The organism is Candidatus Ancaeobacter aquaticus (genome assembly GCA_030765405.1).
Taxonomy (GTDB): Bacteria; Auribacterota; Ancaeobacteria; order Ancaeobacterales; family Ancaeobacteraceae; genus Ancaeobacter; species Ancaeobacter aquaticus.
This window is the reverse complement of sequence record JAVCCP010000057.1, coordinates 1-15,312: the sequence shown is the minus strand read 5'-3', so window position 1 is coordinate 15,312 and position 15,312 is coordinate 1. Positions and strand designations below refer to the sequence as shown.

Sequence of the window (15,312 nt, the reverse complement as noted above, 5' to 3'; positions counted from 1 at the left end):
GGGAGATAATGTAGCGATCGAGTTGGAGTTGATTGTGCCGGTAGCGATGGAAAAAGGTTTGAGATTTGCGATACGAGAAGGCGGACGAACAATCGGCGCCGGTAGAATCTCTGATATTGTTGAATAACGTGTCGCTATAAGTGATGATCTTATAGTAGATAGTAAACCTAAAGAAGAGTTTAAAAATGCGTGAAATTATTACATTAGAATGTACTCAGTGTGGAAATAGAAATTACACCACTAAAAAGAATAAGACACAACATAAAGAACGTCTTGAAACAAAAAAGTTCTGTCGATTCGATCGTGCACATACGGTACATAAAGAGACAAAGTGAGTAACTTTGGTCAGGAAAAGAAGCGTGGGGAGACCTGCTTGAACATTCTGGCCATGCGGACTATAGGCCAGTAGCTCTAATTGGTAGAGCGCCGGTCTCCAAAACCGGATGTTGGGGGTTCAAGTCCCTCCTGGCCTGAAGTTTTTGGCAGCAATCTTTGCTGAGAAAGAATACGGAAAGTTGGGTTGAAAGTATGGCAAATAAAGTTGTTACTTTTTTAACGGAAGTAGTCGATGAGCTGAAAAAGGTGTCATGGACAACAAGGAAGGAACTTATTGATTCAACCGTTATTGTAATAGTTTCATTATTGATTTTAGCTACCTATATTGGTGTTGTTGATTGGGCATTAGCGGGAATAATAAGAAAGATAGTAAGTTTATAAGGAAATGTATATGCACACTGATGAAAATAAAAATGACATAATCAACGAAGAAGAAACTGTGGCAAGCACTGAGAGTGCACCTGTTGATGAAGAATGCACTCCTGATCAGGAGCAGTCTACTGAAGAAGTAAAAAGTAATGACGACGAAGTCTCGCTAGAAGAAACTCAAGAGACCGAAGAAGTGGAAGAAGAATCTGTGTCGAGTGAAAATGATAGTAGCAAAGTTACTGAAGACGCGGATAGCGGTGAAGGGCAGGGTGAACCTGAAGAAAACAATTCGATTAAAAACGATAAGCGCGAAGTTAAAGAGGAAGGCAGTCCTGCTGCTAGCGAACTTGAGGTTACTCAAAGTGGCAAGGGTATGAGCTGGTACGTAGTTCATTCTTTGAGCGGCCAGGAGCAAAAAGTCAAAAACAGTATGGATAGCAGAATAAAGCCCGAAGAAATGACAGAATTTATATCGCAAATATTGATACCGACTGAAAATGTTTCTGAAGTAAAGAGCGGTAAAAAAAGAGTTTCTTCACGTAAATTTTATCCTGGGTATGTGCTTGTAAATATGATCTTTAATGATGATACCTGGTATTTTATTAAAGAGACTCCAGGGGTAATCGGTTTTATTGGTGCGGGAAAGCCGGTCCCTTTAAGAGACGATGAAGTGAATGCAGTTGTTACGCAGATTGAAGAGAAAAAAGAAAAAGTAAAACCGAAGATATTGTTCGAAATAGGCGAGATCGTAAAAGTAAAAGAAGGTCCATTTATAAACTTTACGGGTTCGATAGAAGAAATAAATCCGGACCGCGGTAGATTAAGAGTAATGGTATTAATTTTTGGAAGGGCGACACCGGTAGAATTAGAATATTGGCAGGTTGAAAAAACATAATCAGGACACACGCCTCTTGTTTCCCGGTGCGGTAGATATTGCACATAGGGAGCATGTGTAGTCTGATAATACGGAGGAAATAATGGCTAAAAGAGTAACAGCGTTCGTTAAATTGCAAATTCCTGCGGGAGCGGCAAACCCTGCTCCACCTATTGGTCCTGCGCTTGGTCAGCAGGGAGTCAATATTATGGAATTTTGTAAGCAGTTTAACGCAGCTACAAAAGAAAAAGCAGGACTTATTATTCCTGTTGTGATCTCGGTTTATCATGATAAAAGTTTTTCTTTTATCACCAAATCACCTCCTGCTGCAGTACTGCTTAAAAAGCATGTGGGTATTGCAAAGGGGTCAGGAGTGCCAAACAAAGATAAGGTGGGAAAAGTGACCCGTGACCAGATGAAAGAAATAGCGAAGCTAAAAATGAAAGATTTAAACTGCGATAGTGAAGACTCTGCAATAAAGATGATTGAAGGAACCGCACGCAGTATGGGTATTGAAATAGCATAACTATTAAACAATAAGGATTTTTGATTCATGAAAAAGCATAGTAAAAGATATACACACGTTGCTGAAAAAGTTGATAAGGAAAAGGTATATAAACTGTCTGATGCAATCGATATTTTAAAAGAAGTTGATCAAAAACCTAAGTTTGATGAAGCTGTTGATATTTCATTTAGCCTGGGTGTTGATACGAGACATTCTGATCAGATGGTGCGAGGCACGGTTACACTGCCGCATGGTACCGGTAAACTCGTGAGAGTAGCGGTATTTACCAAGGAACCATCAAATGTTGAAGCTGCTAAAAGTGAAGGTGCCGAACACGTTGGTGATGATGATCTCATTGAAAAAGTAAAGGGTGGTTGGACAGATTTTGATGTTGCTATTGCGACACCTGATTTGATGAAAGATCTCAGTAAATTAGGAAAGATATTGGGACCAAAGGGATTGATGCCGAGTCCAAAAGCCGGAACAGTTACACAGGAAATTGGAAAAGCGGTAAAAGAAGTAAAAAAAGGAAAGATTGAATATAAGATTGATAAAACAAGTAATCTTCATGTATCAATCGGGAAATTATCGTTTGAAAAAGACAAATTAGCTGAAAACGGTCTTACCGTTATAGAGGCGATTTATAAGGCAAAGCCATCCGGAGCAAAAGGTGTATACATGAAAAGGTGTGTTATATCATCAACGATGAGCCCCGGACTTGGAATAGATTTAAAAGAAATAAACATCAAAGGAATATGATTTTTTAGAACAAGAAAGTGGAGTGAGTGATGAGAATTGAGAAAAACGACATAATTGAGGAGCTCTTCAAGAAGATTGATGGATCGAACGCGATGATTTTGACTGATTATATGGGAATTACCTCTGATAAGGCGAATGATCTCAGATCGCTTTTGCGTGAAAAATCTACGGATTATTCTGTTGTTAAGAACAGATTGTTTGTGAGAGCGTTAGCGAAAGCAAATATTGATGGAGTCGATGAGTTTTTGACGGGGCCGACTGCTGTGTTGTTTCTTCATGGTGACCAGGCGGAAGTGGCAAAAACACTGGTAAAATTCATGAAAACAAATGAATCACCAAAGATAAAAGCAGGCATCATTAATAAGGATCTGATACCAAAAGAGCAGATTGAATATTTAGCGACATTGCCTTCTAAAGATGTAATGATTGCGAGATTCATCGGGCAGTTACAGGCACCTATCTGTGGTTTGGTAAATGTTTTGACGGGTATTCAGAAAAAACCGTTATACGTATTGAATGCATTGATAGAGAAAAAAGTAAAAGAAGGGTCTTCGGACGGATAATCGTATAAACGATGGGAAGAGATGCATCCCGTCTATTATGCTCAACATATAAAAAATCACTATAGTCTAAAAGGTTAGACGAAAATTAACGAGGAGGGTTAATAACGATGGCTGATCAAAAAGTAATGGAAGACTTAATACAGAAGATAGAGGGAATGACTGTCTTGGAACTTTCGGAGCTTGTGAAATCTCTCGAAGATAAATTTGGCGTATCTGCTGCAGCTCCTGTAGCTGTTGCTGCTGCTACTGCTGCCGGCGATACTGCTGTTGCTGAAGAGAAGACAGAGTTCAACGTAATTCTTGCTGAAGTTGGCGCTAACAAGATCCAGGTTATTAAAGAAGTTCGTGCACTTACCAGTCTCGGACTAAAAGAAGCAAAAGATCTTGTTGATGGTGCTCCGAAACCGGTAAAGGAAGGTGCAACTAAAGAAGAAGCTGATCAGATTAAAGCAAAGCTTGAAGCAGTTGGTGCAAAAGTAGAAGTAAAGTAAGTTAAATATAAACATAGAGTTCGTAATTGTTATTATGAGGGAGCAAACGCTCCTTCATAACTTTCATTTAATCTATAAAAGTTAAATGGAGTTTATTTACATGAGAAAACCTATTACAAAAAGAAGTAGTTTTGCAAAGTTTCAGGATGTGGTTGACATGCCGCACTTGATTGAAATGCAAATCAATTCGTATAACGATTATTTGCAAGTGGACACAATACCTGAAAAAATGGAAAATAAGGGATTGCAGGCAGTATTTAATGAGATACTCCCTGTGACGAGTTATGATGAAAGCTTGGTGTTGGAATATCGTGGGTACACTATTGGTGTACCAAAGTATGATCTTTTGGAATGTCAAAGGAGAGGTCTTACTTATTCTGCACCGCTTAAAGTAAATTTTCGATTAAAAGATCACGGCGCAATAAAAGATGAAGTCGTCTACATGGGGATGATTCCGCTTATGTCTCCGACAGGAACATTCATTATTAATGGCGCTGAGAGAGTGATCGTGAGCCAGTTACATCGTTCTCCCGGTATTTGTTTTGAGCAGGAAGCTCATCCCAGTGGATTAACACTATTCTCACTGAGGATCATTCCTTACCGTGGATCATGGCTTGAAGTAAAGTTTGATATGAATGATCTCATGTATGCATATATTGACCGGAGAAAAGGAAGACGAAAGATATTGGCAACAACATTCTTGCGGGCAATCGGATACGGAACAAATGATGAGATTCTTGGACAGTTTTTTGGTAAAGATGAAATTAAAATTGATGGCAAGATAAATAGTGCCGATTTAATAGGTAAAATCCTCGCGCGTGACGTAAAAGACGACAAGAGTGGCGCGATAATTTCTCGTGCTCCAGATAAAATCACGAAAGTACTTTTAACAAGATTAGAGGATTTAAATATAAAAACAATTGAAATCCTTAAAAATGCAAATGATGAGTCACCTATTATTAAAATGATGCGCAAAGATCCTATTGACTCACAGGAAGCAGCATTAAAGGACATATATAAGAAGTTGCGCCCAGGTGATCCTGCAACAATAACAAATGCAAAAGCCCTTATCCGGAGATTGTTTTTTGATCGTAGGAGATATGACTTAGGTCGTGTCGGGCGGTTTAAGCTTAATCAAAAGTTAGCAATGAAGTTAACGGAAGATGAATTGTCTCTAACCACATTAAGAAAAGAAGATATTATGCGAGCAATAAAATATCTTCTCAATTTAAAGAACGGTGAAGGCAAGATCGATGATATAGACCATTTGGGTAACAGAAGAGTTCGTTCTGTTGGTGAGCTCTTGCAGAATCAATGTCGTATCGGGTTAGCAAGAATGGAGCGCATGATTAAAGAACGTATGAATCTTTATGATGTCAATCAGGAATCTTTGACACCACATAAGCTCATAAATCCTAAAGGATTTTCAAGTGTTATAAAAGATTTCTTTGGGAGAAGCCAATTATCGCAGTTTATGGATCAGACGAACGCATTAAGCGAACTGACGCATAAAAGACGATTATCAGCATTAGGACCAGGTGGATTAAATAGGGAACGTTCAGGTTTTGAAGTACGTGACGTACATACCAGTCATTATGGTAGAATATGTCCGATTGAAACGCCTGAAGGTCCGAACATTGGTCTTATTGCGTCTATGGGAACATATGCAAGGGTAAACGAGTATGGTTTTCTTGAGACACCGTATAGAAAAGCAGCTGAAGGTCGTGTTACTGATAAGATCGAGTATCTTACTGCTGATGTTGAAGAGCAGTTTATTATTGCTCAGGCAAATGCAGAAATTGATGATAAAGGTATATTTGCAAGTGATAAAGTTCAGGTGCGGTATAAAGGTGATGTTCTTTTAGTGTCACCTGAAAAAGTTGATTATATGGACGTATCACCTCGTCAGCTCGTCAGCGTTGCTGCGGGATTGATACCGTTTTTAGAACATGATGATGCAAATAGAGCTCTTATGGGTTCAAATATGCAACGTCAAGCTGTTCCGCTGGTAATTACAGAAGCCCCGCTTGTTGCAACCGGTCTTGAATATCGTACAGCACGAGACTCCGGTGTAATGGAGCTTTCTGCAGAGGATGGTGTTGTTGAGGAAGTTGATTCTAAAAATATTAGAATCGGCAAAAAAGATTATCCGCTGAGAAAATATCTTCGCTCTAACGCGGGAACAAGTGTTAATCAAAGACCGATTGTTAAAAAAGGTGATAAGATCAAAAAAGGTCAGATTATTGCTGATGGTCCTGCAACGAAAGACGGAGAGCTTGCCCTCGGGAAAAATGTTCTTGTATCGTTTATGCCGTGGGGAGGATACAACTTTGAGGATGCTATCTTAATCAGTGAACGTTTAGTTCGAGATGACGTATTTACTTCGATCCATATTGAAGAGTTTGAGGTAGGTGCACGTGATACAAAGCTCGGCAAAGAAGAAATTACCCGTGATATTCCTAATGTTGGTGAAGAAGCATTAAAGGATCTTGGTGAAGATGGAGTTATACGGTTAGGGGCAGAAGTAAAATCGGGTGACATTCTTGTAGGAAAAATAACTCCGAAGAGTGAAACAGAACTTTCACCTGAAGAAAGGTTGCTCAGGGCAATATTTGGAGAAAAAGCAGCTGATGTAAGAGATACATCACTGAAGGTTTCTTCAGGTATTGAAGGTGTCGTGATGGACGTGAGAGTATTTGCGCGTAAAGATAGAGCGCGAACAGATCAAGACAAACTTGAAGAAAAGAAAGAGCTGAGAAAAATTACCTCTGATTTTAAGGTGAAGTATGAAATTATCAAGGAAGAACGTTCAATACGAATGGAAGAATTGCTTCTCGGGCAAAAGCTTACAATGGATATAGTTAATACTGAAACAGGTGAATTCGTTATCAGTAAAGACAAAAAAGTTACTCGTGCTCAGCTTGAGAAACTAGAGATGATAGATTACAAAAATATCGAAATCCCGCAAAGTTCTATCAGCTATGAAATCAAGAAAATCCTGATGGATTACGATAAAGCAAATGAAGAATTTGAGACTGCTGAAAATAGAATGGCAGAAAAAGTCAAAAAGGGAGATGAGCTTGATCCGGGGGTAATTAAACAAGTTAAGGTATATATTGGAAGCAAGAGAAAGCTGCAAGTTGGTGACAAGATGGCAGGTCGCCATGGAAATAAGGGTATTGTTGCTAAGATTCTTGCTGATGAAGATATGCCGTTTTTACCGGACGGAAGACCGGTCGATATGGTGTTGAATCCGCTTGGTGTACCTTCTCGTATGAATGTAGGACAGGTTCTTGAAACACATCTTGGTTGGGCGGCAGAGATACTCGGTCTGAAAGTTATGACGCCGGTATTTGATGGAATTAAAGAATCGAAGATACGTGAAATGCTCGTGCAAGCCAACTTGCCTGAAAGCGGTAAAGTGGAATTGTTTGACGGCAGAACAGGTGAAAAATTTGATCAGAAAGTTGTGGTAGGATATATCTATATGATGAAGCTTGGTCACCTTGTTGCAGATAAGATCCATGCTCGTTCTATTGGGCCATACTCACTTGTGACACAGCAGCCACTTGGCGGTAAGGCACAATTCGGAGGACAGCGTTTCGGAGAAATGGAAGTGTGGGCACTTGAGTCATATGGTGCGGCATACTTATTACAAGAGCTCATGACGGTGAAAAGTGATGATGTTGTTGGAAGAACAAAGATTTATGAATCGATTGTAAAAGGAAGAAATTATCTTGAAGCAGGTACTCCGGAATCATTCAACGTGTTGATCAAGGAAATGCAGAGTTTAGCGCTTGATGTGAGACCTGAAAGAGAAAAAGACAAAGAGTAATAAAAGAATTCTACGATAAAAATAAATGCAAGACATACAAATATATTGGAGGGTACCTTGGCAAAACAAAAAGTAAAATCTAAGACCGAGGTTAAAGAGAGTAAAAAAGAAGTAAAGCTCAAAGAGTCTTTAGAGTCTCAGAGCATTGATATTGAAGAAACCACGGAAGATGTTTCGCATCTTGTTACGAATATGTTCGATACAGTATCAATACGTGTTGCTTCACCGGAAGTTATGAGACAATGGTCAAAGGGTGAGGTAAAGAATCCTGAAACGATCAATTATCGTACCTTTAAGCCTGAGAAGGGCGGTCTTTTTTGTGAAAAGATATTTGGTCCGACGCGTGATTGGGAATGTAACTGCGGCAAATACAAAAGGATTAAATATAAAGGTATAGTGTGCGATCGTTGTGGAGTAGAGGTAACTCAGTCTAAAGTACGACGTGATCGTATGGGGCACATTGATTTAGCTGCTTCGGTATCGCATATATGGTATCTCAAATCTATGCCAAGCCGTATAGGAAATATTCTTGGCTTAAGTTCGCGTGCATTAGAACGCGTCATTTATTACGAAGATTATATTGTTACCAATGAAGGGGATACGGCTCTACAGCTAAAACAACTTTTGAGTGAACTCGAATACCGTGAAGCACAAGAAAAATACGGTAGAAAGTTCAACGCAAAGATGGGTGCTGAGGCGATAAAAGAGCTACTGCAAAAAGAATCACTCGATGATTTAGCAACTGAACTTAGAGAAAAGCTCAAAAAAACAAAATCAAAACAGGCAGGCAAAAAGATTGCAAAACGCCTTAAGATCGTTGAAGGTTTTAGAAAATCTGAGAATAGTCCTGAATGGATGGTTCTGGATATTGTTCCTGTTATTCCACCTGACTTACGCCCATTAGTTCCGTTAGAAGGCGGTCGGTTTGCCACATCTGATTTAAATGATTTGTATCGTCGCGTTATAAACAGAAACAACAGATTGCGAAGCATCTTGGAGCTTAAAACGCCAGATGTAATTGTTCGTAACGAAAAAAGAATGTTGCAAGAAGCTGTTGACGCGCTTTTTGATAATGGAAGACATGGTAGGCCAGTTGTTGGCTCAGGAAATAGGCCGTTAAAATCACTCGCTGATATGCTCAAAGGTAAACAAGGACGCTTCAGACAGAATCTTCTCGGTAAGCGTGTTGATTATTCTGGTCGTTCAGTTATTGTTATTGGCCCGGAACTAAAGCTGCATCAATGCGGTCTCCCAAAACAAATGGCACTTGAATTGTTTGAACCATTTATTATTAGGAAGTTAAAGGAAAGAGGACTTGTTCACACTATTCGCAGTGCAAAAAAGATGATAGAGAAGCAATCAATAGAAGTATGGGATGTATTAGAGGAAATTGTAAAAGGCCATACGGTACTACTCAATCGTGCGCCAACACTTCACCGGCTTGGTATTCAAGCTTTTGAACCAATGCTCATTGAAGGTAAAGCTATTAGGATTCATCCATTAGTATGTACTGCATTTAATGCTGACTTTGATGGTGACCAGATGGCAGTACACGTTCCTTTATCGTTTGAGGCACAAGCTGAAGCACGTCTCCTTATGCTTGCATCAAACAATATCTTCTCACCTTCAAGCGGAAAACCGGTTACGACACCTACGCAGGATATTACACTTGGCTGTTATTATATTACGCTCTACAGGCCGACAAATGCTGAAGGGAGAACAAAAGTTTTTTCTGATAAAGAAGAGGCAGTGCTCGCCTACGATGAAAAGGTGGTAACGATTCATGATAGAATAAAAGTAAGGATAGATGGAAAACTCATTGAAACAACTGTTGGGAGAGTTATTTTTAATAATGTTCTTCCTTCGGCAATAGAGTACGTAAATGAAAATGTTGGAAAGAGACGTTTAGGGAAACTTATTCTTGAGTGCTACCAAAAAGTAGGACATGAACGAACGGTAGAACTTTTAGATGAAATCAAAACTCTCGGTTTCACAGAAGCAACACGTGCGGGTATTTCTATAGGTATAGATGATATGATTATTCCAAATGAGAAAAAAGAGCTTCTTGAATTAGCTCATGGCGAAATAAACGAAGTTGAAAAACAATACCGTAGTGGTAGTATTACTGACGGTGAAAGATATAATAAAATTATAGATATCTGGACACATACAACTGATAAAGTCGCAGAATCTTTGTTTAGCGGTCTCGAATATAATCGTGGTTTGCCGCAAGCGAATCCAATTTTTATCATGGTTGATTCTGGATCTCGCGGAAGCAAGCAGCAGATCAGGCAGCTTGCTGGAATGAGAGGCTTGATGGCAAAGCCATCCGGTGAAATTATTGAATCTCCCATTATTGCGAATTTCCGAGAAGGTTTAAGTGTGCTCGAATACTTTATTTCTACACATGGTGCTCGAAAAGGTTTGGCCGATACTGCTCTTAAAACAGCTGATTCAGGATACCTTACGCGTAAACTCGTTGATGTGTCACAGGATGTTATTATTACCATGGAAGATTGCAAAACCGTAAACGGCATTGTTGCGAAAGCTATTATGGAGGGCGATGATGAAATGGTAAACCTGTACGATCGTATTTTGGGTCGAACAGTTTTAGAAGACGTTAAAGATCCGGTTAGCGGAGCGGTTATCGTTAAACGAAACACTGAAATAGACGAGAAAGCTGCAAAGTGGATTGAAAAAATTGGCCTACTGCAGATTAAAATACGTTCAGTGTTAACCTGTAACGCACCAACCGGTGTTTGCAAGAAATGTTATGGAAGAAATCTTGCGACAGGGAGAACGGTAGATATGGGTGAAGCAGTAGGAATTATTGCCGCTCAATCAATTGGTGAGCCCGGAACACAGCTTACCATGAGAACATTCCATATTGGTGGTACGGCATCTCAGACATTTAAGCAGCCGCAAATCGTTGCGCGCAATGATGGATATATAAAATTTCATGAGTTGCGATATGTTGAAACAAAAGATAAAACCTGTATCGTGTTAAATAAGAACGGGTATGTCAGCATTCATAATGAAGAGGGCCGTGAATTGGAGAAATACACGGTAGTTATTGGGTCAGTTATCAGTTCTCCTCCAAAAGGTAAGGTTAAAAAGGGTCAATCGTTCGTAAAATGGGATCCGTACAATATTCCTATTTTGTCTGAAAAAGAAGGAACAATTGAATTTCATGATTTCCTCGATAATGTGACCGTTAAGAAAGAAATGGATGAATCAACCGGTCTTTTCGGTTGTGTTATTATGGAGCATAAAGAAGAGCTGCATCCTCAGATAATAATTATGGGAGAAAACGGTGAACCTTCCGCATATTACACTATTCCAGCAGGAGCGCATATTGTTGTTGATAATGGTGAGAAGGTTGCTGCAGGAGCACTGCTGGCAAAAACGCCGCGAAAAGTAGCAAAAACAAAAGATATTACCGGTGGTCTGCCGCGCGTAACAGAGCTTTTTGAGGCAAGGCGTCCAAAAGAAGCCGCTGAGATCGCGAAGATTGACGGTATGGTTGAATTTCATGGTGCTGTTAAAGGGAAGCGAAAATTGATTGTAAAAGACCCTGATTCAGGGATGGAAGAAGAGCATCTCATACCGCACGGTAAGCACCTCATTGTGTTTAAAGGTGATAATGTGAAAAAGGGACAGCAGCTTACAGAAGGACCTATTGTCCCACAAGAAATACTCGAAGTCTGCGGACCGCGTGACTTGCAGGAATATTTGGTTAATCAAATACAGGAAGTGTATAGCTTACAAGGTGTTGAAATTAACAACAAGCACATAGAAGTTATTATTCGTCAGATGCTGCGAAAAGTGACGATCGTCGAGCCGGGCGATACGAACTTTATCTTTGAAGAACAAGTTGATAAGAAAAAGTTTGAAGATGAGAATAAAAGAGTACGAGCAAAGAAAGGTAAGCCTGCTGAAGCTGCACCGCTACTCTTGGGTATTACCAAAGCGTCACTCAGTACAGACAGTTTCATATCTGCTGCATCGTTCCAGGAGACAACAAGAGTTTTAACAGAAGCTGCAACAAGCGGTAAAGTGGATACTCTGAGAGGTTTTAAAGAGAATGTTATTATGGGCCACGTTATACCCGGTGGAACTGGCTATAACACGCACCGTAACATTGATATGGCTACTATTACAGAAGAGGAAGCAGTTAAAGAAGAAAAAAAAGAACGTAAAGAAAAGAAGAAAGGTTTATAAGGGGGTTGCATGCCGACTATTAATCAGTTAATACGATTTGGGAGAAATCCGAAGAAATATGAGTCAAAATCTCCCGCACTTAAAAAATGTCCTCAGCGTAGAGGAGTATGTCTTCTAGTAAAAACGCAGACGCCTAAAAAACCAAATTCCGCACTGAGAAAGGTAGCTCGTGTTCGTTTAACAAATGGCGTTGAAGTAACGGCGTATATACCAGGCGTGGGGCATAATCTTCAGGAACACTCTATTGTTCTTGTGAGAGGCGGAAGAGTAAAAGATTTGCCGGGTGTACGATATCATATAGTGAGGGGAACGCTAGATACTATGGGCGTTGAAAATAGAAAGAAGAGTCGTTCACACTATGGTGCGAAAAGACCAAAGAGTTAAATGAGACTGTGTATATACGAAATGCAGTAACAGTATTATGTAACGGAGGAAAGTAATGGCGAGAAGAAGAAGAGCAACAAAACGTAAAGTTATACCTGATTCTAAATTTAAGAATGTATTAGTAGCAAAATTTATTAACATGCTTATGGTAGATGGCGAGAAAAGTATTGCTGAAAAAATATTTTATTCTTCGCTTGATACCGTTCAAGAGCAGACAAAAGAACAAGAGCCTGTAAAAGTGTTCTTAAAAGCTATTGATAATGTTAAGCCTCTTCTTGAAGTAAAGTCTCGAAGAATTGGTGGCGCGACATATCAGGTGCCTATAGAAGTATCTCCTGACCGGAGAGTAACGCTCGCGATCAAGTGGATTATTACCTATTCTCGCGCACGTAAGGGGCAACCTATGGGAAAGCGCTTGGCAACAGAAATTATTGATGCATACAAAGGCGTGGGTTCTTCTATAAAGAAACGTGAAGATACGCACAAGATGGCAGAAGCAAACAAAGCGTTTGCACATTATAAGTGGTAAAGACTCGGTTTTCGTGTCTCGTGCATAGTGTATCGAGAAAGAACGAGGACTTAAAAGATAGAGATGAAAGGGTTCATAGTTTTTAGTAGTAACATGCAGTATGGTTTTCAGATGTAGAATTCCTAGATACGAGCTACTAGATACGAGATACGAACATAAGGTTCTTTGAAAATGAGACAGTTTCCGTTAGATAAAATTAGAAATATTGGAATAATGGCACATATAGACGCAGGTAAAACGACTACAACCGAACGTATTTTATTTTATACGGGCAAGGTCCATAAACTTGGAGAAGTACATGAAGGTACTGCGGTAATGGATTGGATGCCACAGGAGCAAGAACGAGGTATAACCATTACGTCTGCTTCGACAACGTGTTTCTGGCAGGATTTTAGGATTAATATTATTGATACGCCGGGACATGTTGATTTTACGGCTGAAGTTGAACGGTCATTAAGAGTTCTTGATGGTGTTATTGCGGTATTTTGTTCAGTAGGCGGTGTAGAGCCGCAATCTGAGACAGTATGGCGGCAAGCTGATAGATATGGTATTCCGCGAATAGCGTTTGTAAATAAGATGGATCGTGTAGGGGCTGATTTTATTGGTTCTGTAGAAATGATGAAAGATAGGTTAGGTGCGCGAGCAGTTCCCATACAGTTGCCTATCGGTGCAGAAGAAAAGTTTGAGGGCATTATTGATCTTGTCCAGATGAAGGCGCTCAGATATACATCTGATGCAATGGGTGCAGAGTTTGTAGTGGAAGAAATACCTGATGCATTAAAGAGTCAGGCAAATGAATATAGAGGCTTACTGATTGAGGCCCTAGCTGAAGAAGATGAGCTTATTCTTGAGAAATATGTAAATGGTCACGAGCCGTCAAAAGAAGAATTGATGACCGTTATAAGAAAAGCAACGCTTGATGGCCTTATTGTCCCTGTGATGTGCGGCACAGCATTTAAGAACAAGGGGGTGCAGCAGCTTTTAGATGCAGTAGTGCAGTATTTACCAAGTCCGCTTGATATACCTCCTATTAAAGGTATTAATCCATCTACTGATCATGAGGAAGTACGCGAAGCAGATGATTCACAGCCGTTCAGCGCGCTTGCATTTAAAATAATGACTGATCCATTTGTCGGTAAATTGACCTATATGAGAGTATATTCCGGCACAATAAAGAAAGGGTCAGGAGTATATAATTCCTGCAGAAAAACGAAAGACCGTCTTGGCCGTATTCTTGAGATGCATGCGAATGATAGAAAAGATATTGATGAGGTGAATGCCGGTGATATTATTGCCGCAGTAGGCTTAAAAGGCGTGTCTACGGGCGATACTTTATGTGATGACTCACATAAAATAGTGCTTGAATCAATGCTCTTTCCTGAACCAGTTATTTCAATGGCCATTGAACCAAAAACGGCTGGCGATAGAGACAAACTTCAGATTGCTTTGCATAAAATGACTGAGGAAGATCCTACATTTAAAATAGCAACAAATATTGAAACAGGTCAGACTATTATTGCTGGAATGGGCGAGCTGCATCTGGATATTATCAAGGACAGGATGTTTAGAGAATTTAAAGTTGAGGCAAATGTAGGTGCTCCTCAAGTTGCGTATAGAGAAACGATTACTATCCCGGCTAAAGCTGAAGGTAAATTTATAAAGCAAAGCGGGGGGCGCGGACAGTACGGACATGTTGAAATATCTATTGAGCCGACTGAAAAAGGGTCAGGGTTTGTATTTGTTAACGCAATTGTTGGCGGTGCTATACCGAAAGAATTTATAAAACCGGTAAAAGCTGGTCTTGAAGAGGCCGCTAAGACAGGTGTTATCGGCGGATATCCTGTTGTTGATATAAAGGTTACGCTTGAAGACGGGTCATATCATGATGTTGATTCTTCCGAAATTGCATTTAAAATGGCTGCATCAATAGCGTTTAAAGATGTGGTAAGAAAAGCAAAACCTATCATACTTGAGCCGATCATGAAAGTAGATGTAACGACCCCGGAAGAATATATGGGTGATATCATAGGTGATATTAATTCCCGCAGAGGGAAAATTATCAATATTGAATCAAAAGCAAAAACAAGAATTATTCGTACGGAAGTACCGTTAAAAGAAATGTTTGGCTATGCGACATCTATGAGATCTCTTACGAAAGGCAGGGCAAGTTATTCGATGGAACCGTCTCATTTCGATAAGGTGCCAAAGGATATAGAAGAGCAGATATTAAATAGGAAATAAAGGGGGAGAGAAATGGCAAAAGAAAAATTTGAAAGGTCAAAGCCGCACGTAAATATTGGAACGATCGGGCACGTGGACCATGGTAAGACAACACTCACTGCAGCGATAATCGGAACATTGGCAAAGCAAGGATTAGCGGATTTGAAGAAGTTTGATGATATTGATAATGCCCCTGAAGAAAAGGAAAGAGGAGTAACGATCAATG

At 39.8% G+C, this 15,312-nt stretch carries 14 protein-coding genes and 1 tRNA gene; all 15 read left to right on the top strand.

Annotated features, from left to right (window positions below; translation table 11 throughout):
- On the top strand, positions 1-127 hold a 127-nt coding region (gene tuf / locus P9M13_07835), incomplete at its 5' end, for an elongation factor Tu (GenBank protein MDP8263196.1).
- Positions 128-185: 58 nt separating this feature from the next.
- Positions 186-335, top strand: coding sequence for a 50S ribosomal protein L33 (gene rpmG, locus P9M13_07830; protein MDP8263195.1), 150 nt, complete (start codon positions 186-188; stop codon positions 333-335).
- A 64-nt stretch (positions 336-399) separates the two neighbouring features.
- Positions 400-473: transfer RNA gene (locus P9M13_07825), tRNA-Trp, on the top strand.
- Positions 474-528: 55 nt separating this feature from the next.
- Complete coding sequence (gene secE, locus P9M13_07820) at positions 529-717, top strand: preprotein translocase subunit SecE (protein ID MDP8263194.1); 189 nt, start codon at positions 529-531, stop codon at positions 715-717.
- 10 nt (positions 718-727) lie between these two features.
- Positions 728-1,600: a transcription termination/antitermination protein NusG gene (gene nusG, locus P9M13_07815; GenBank protein MDP8263193.1), complete on the top strand. Its 873-nt coding sequence runs from the start codon at positions 728-730 to the stop codon at positions 1,598-1,600.
- 82 nt (positions 1,601-1,682) lie between these two features.
- On the top strand, positions 1,683-2,105 hold the full coding sequence (gene rplK / locus P9M13_07810; protein MDP8263192.1) for a 50S ribosomal protein L11: 423 nt from the start codon (positions 1,683-1,685) through the stop codon (positions 2,103-2,105).
- Between the two features lie 27 nt (positions 2,106-2,132).
- A complete protein-coding gene (gene rplA, locus P9M13_07805) occupies positions 2,133-2,843 on the top strand; it encodes a 50S ribosomal protein L1 (protein MDP8263191.1) in 711 nt (236 codons plus the stop codon).
- A gap of 29 nt (positions 2,844-2,872) precedes the next feature.
- A complete protein-coding gene (gene rplJ, locus P9M13_07800) occupies positions 2,873-3,406 on the top strand; it encodes a 50S ribosomal protein L10 (GenBank protein ID MDP8263190.1) in 534 nt (177 codons plus the stop codon).
- 107 nt (positions 3,407-3,513) lie between these two features.
- A complete protein-coding gene (gene rplL / locus P9M13_07795) occupies positions 3,514-3,897 on the top strand; it encodes a 50S ribosomal protein L7/L12 (protein MDP8263189.1) in 384 nt (127 codons plus the stop codon).
- Between the two features lie 100 nt (positions 3,898-3,997).
- Complete coding sequence (gene rpoB, locus P9M13_07790; GenBank protein MDP8263188.1) at positions 3,998-7,732, top strand: DNA-directed RNA polymerase subunit beta; 3,735 nt, start codon at positions 3,998-4,000, stop codon at positions 7,730-7,732.
- Between the two features lie 57 nt (positions 7,733-7,789).
- Positions 7,790-11,953, top strand: a complete 4,164-nt coding sequence (gene rpoC, locus P9M13_07785) for a DNA-directed RNA polymerase subunit beta' (protein MDP8263187.1) — start codon at positions 7,790-7,792, stop codon at positions 11,951-11,953.
- Between the two features lie 9 nt (positions 11,954-11,962).
- A complete protein-coding gene (gene rpsL / locus P9M13_07780; GenBank protein MDP8263186.1) occupies positions 11,963-12,337 on the top strand; it encodes a 30S ribosomal protein S12 in 375 nt (124 codons plus the stop codon).
- A gap of 55 nt (positions 12,338-12,392) precedes the next feature.
- A complete protein-coding gene (gene rpsG, locus P9M13_07775; protein ID MDP8263185.1) occupies positions 12,393-12,866 on the top strand; it encodes a 30S ribosomal protein S7 in 474 nt (157 codons plus the stop codon).
- Between the two features lie 171 nt (positions 12,867-13,037).
- Positions 13,038-15,107, top strand: coding sequence for an elongation factor G (gene fusA / locus P9M13_07770; protein MDP8263184.1), 2,070 nt, complete (start codon positions 13,038-13,040; stop codon positions 15,105-15,107).
- Between the two features lie 12 nt (positions 15,108-15,119).
- The coding region (locus P9M13_07765) for a GTP-binding protein (GenBank protein MDP8263183.1) at positions 15,120-15,312 on the top strand (193 nt) is incomplete at its 3' end.

Coding starts and splice junctions, on each gene's coding strand:
- rpmG (MDP8263195.1), top strand. CDS start 186: ATGCGTGAAATTATTACATTAGAATGTACTCAGTGTGGAAATAGAAAT.
- secE (MDP8263194.1), top strand. CDS start 529: ATGGCAAATAAAGTTGTTACTTTTTTAACGGAAGTAGTCGATGAGCTG.
- nusG (MDP8263193.1), top strand. CDS start 728: ATGCACACTGATGAAAATAAAAATGACATAATCAACGAAGAAGAAACT.
- rplK (MDP8263192.1), top strand. CDS start 1,683: ATGGCTAAAAGAGTAACAGCGTTCGTTAAATTGCAAATTCCTGCGGGA.
- rplA (MDP8263191.1), top strand. CDS start 2,133: ATGAAAAAGCATAGTAAAAGATATACACACGTTGCTGAAAAAGTTGAT.
- rplJ (MDP8263190.1), top strand. CDS start 2,873: ATGAGAATTGAGAAAAACGACATAATTGAGGAGCTCTTCAAGAAGATT.
- rplL (MDP8263189.1), top strand. CDS start 3,514: ATGGCTGATCAAAAAGTAATGGAAGACTTAATACAGAAGATAGAGGGA.
- rpoB (MDP8263188.1), top strand. CDS start 3,998: ATGAGAAAACCTATTACAAAAAGAAGTAGTTTTGCAAAGTTTCAGGAT.
- rpsL (MDP8263186.1), top strand. CDS start 11,963: ATGCCGACTATTAATCAGTTAATACGATTTGGGAGAAATCCGAAGAAA.
- rpsG (MDP8263185.1), top strand. CDS start 12,393: ATGGCGAGAAGAAGAAGAGCAACAAAACGTAAAGTTATACCTGATTCT.
- fusA (MDP8263184.1), top strand. CDS start 13,038: ATGAGACAGTTTCCGTTAGATAAAATTAGAAATATTGGAATAATGGCA.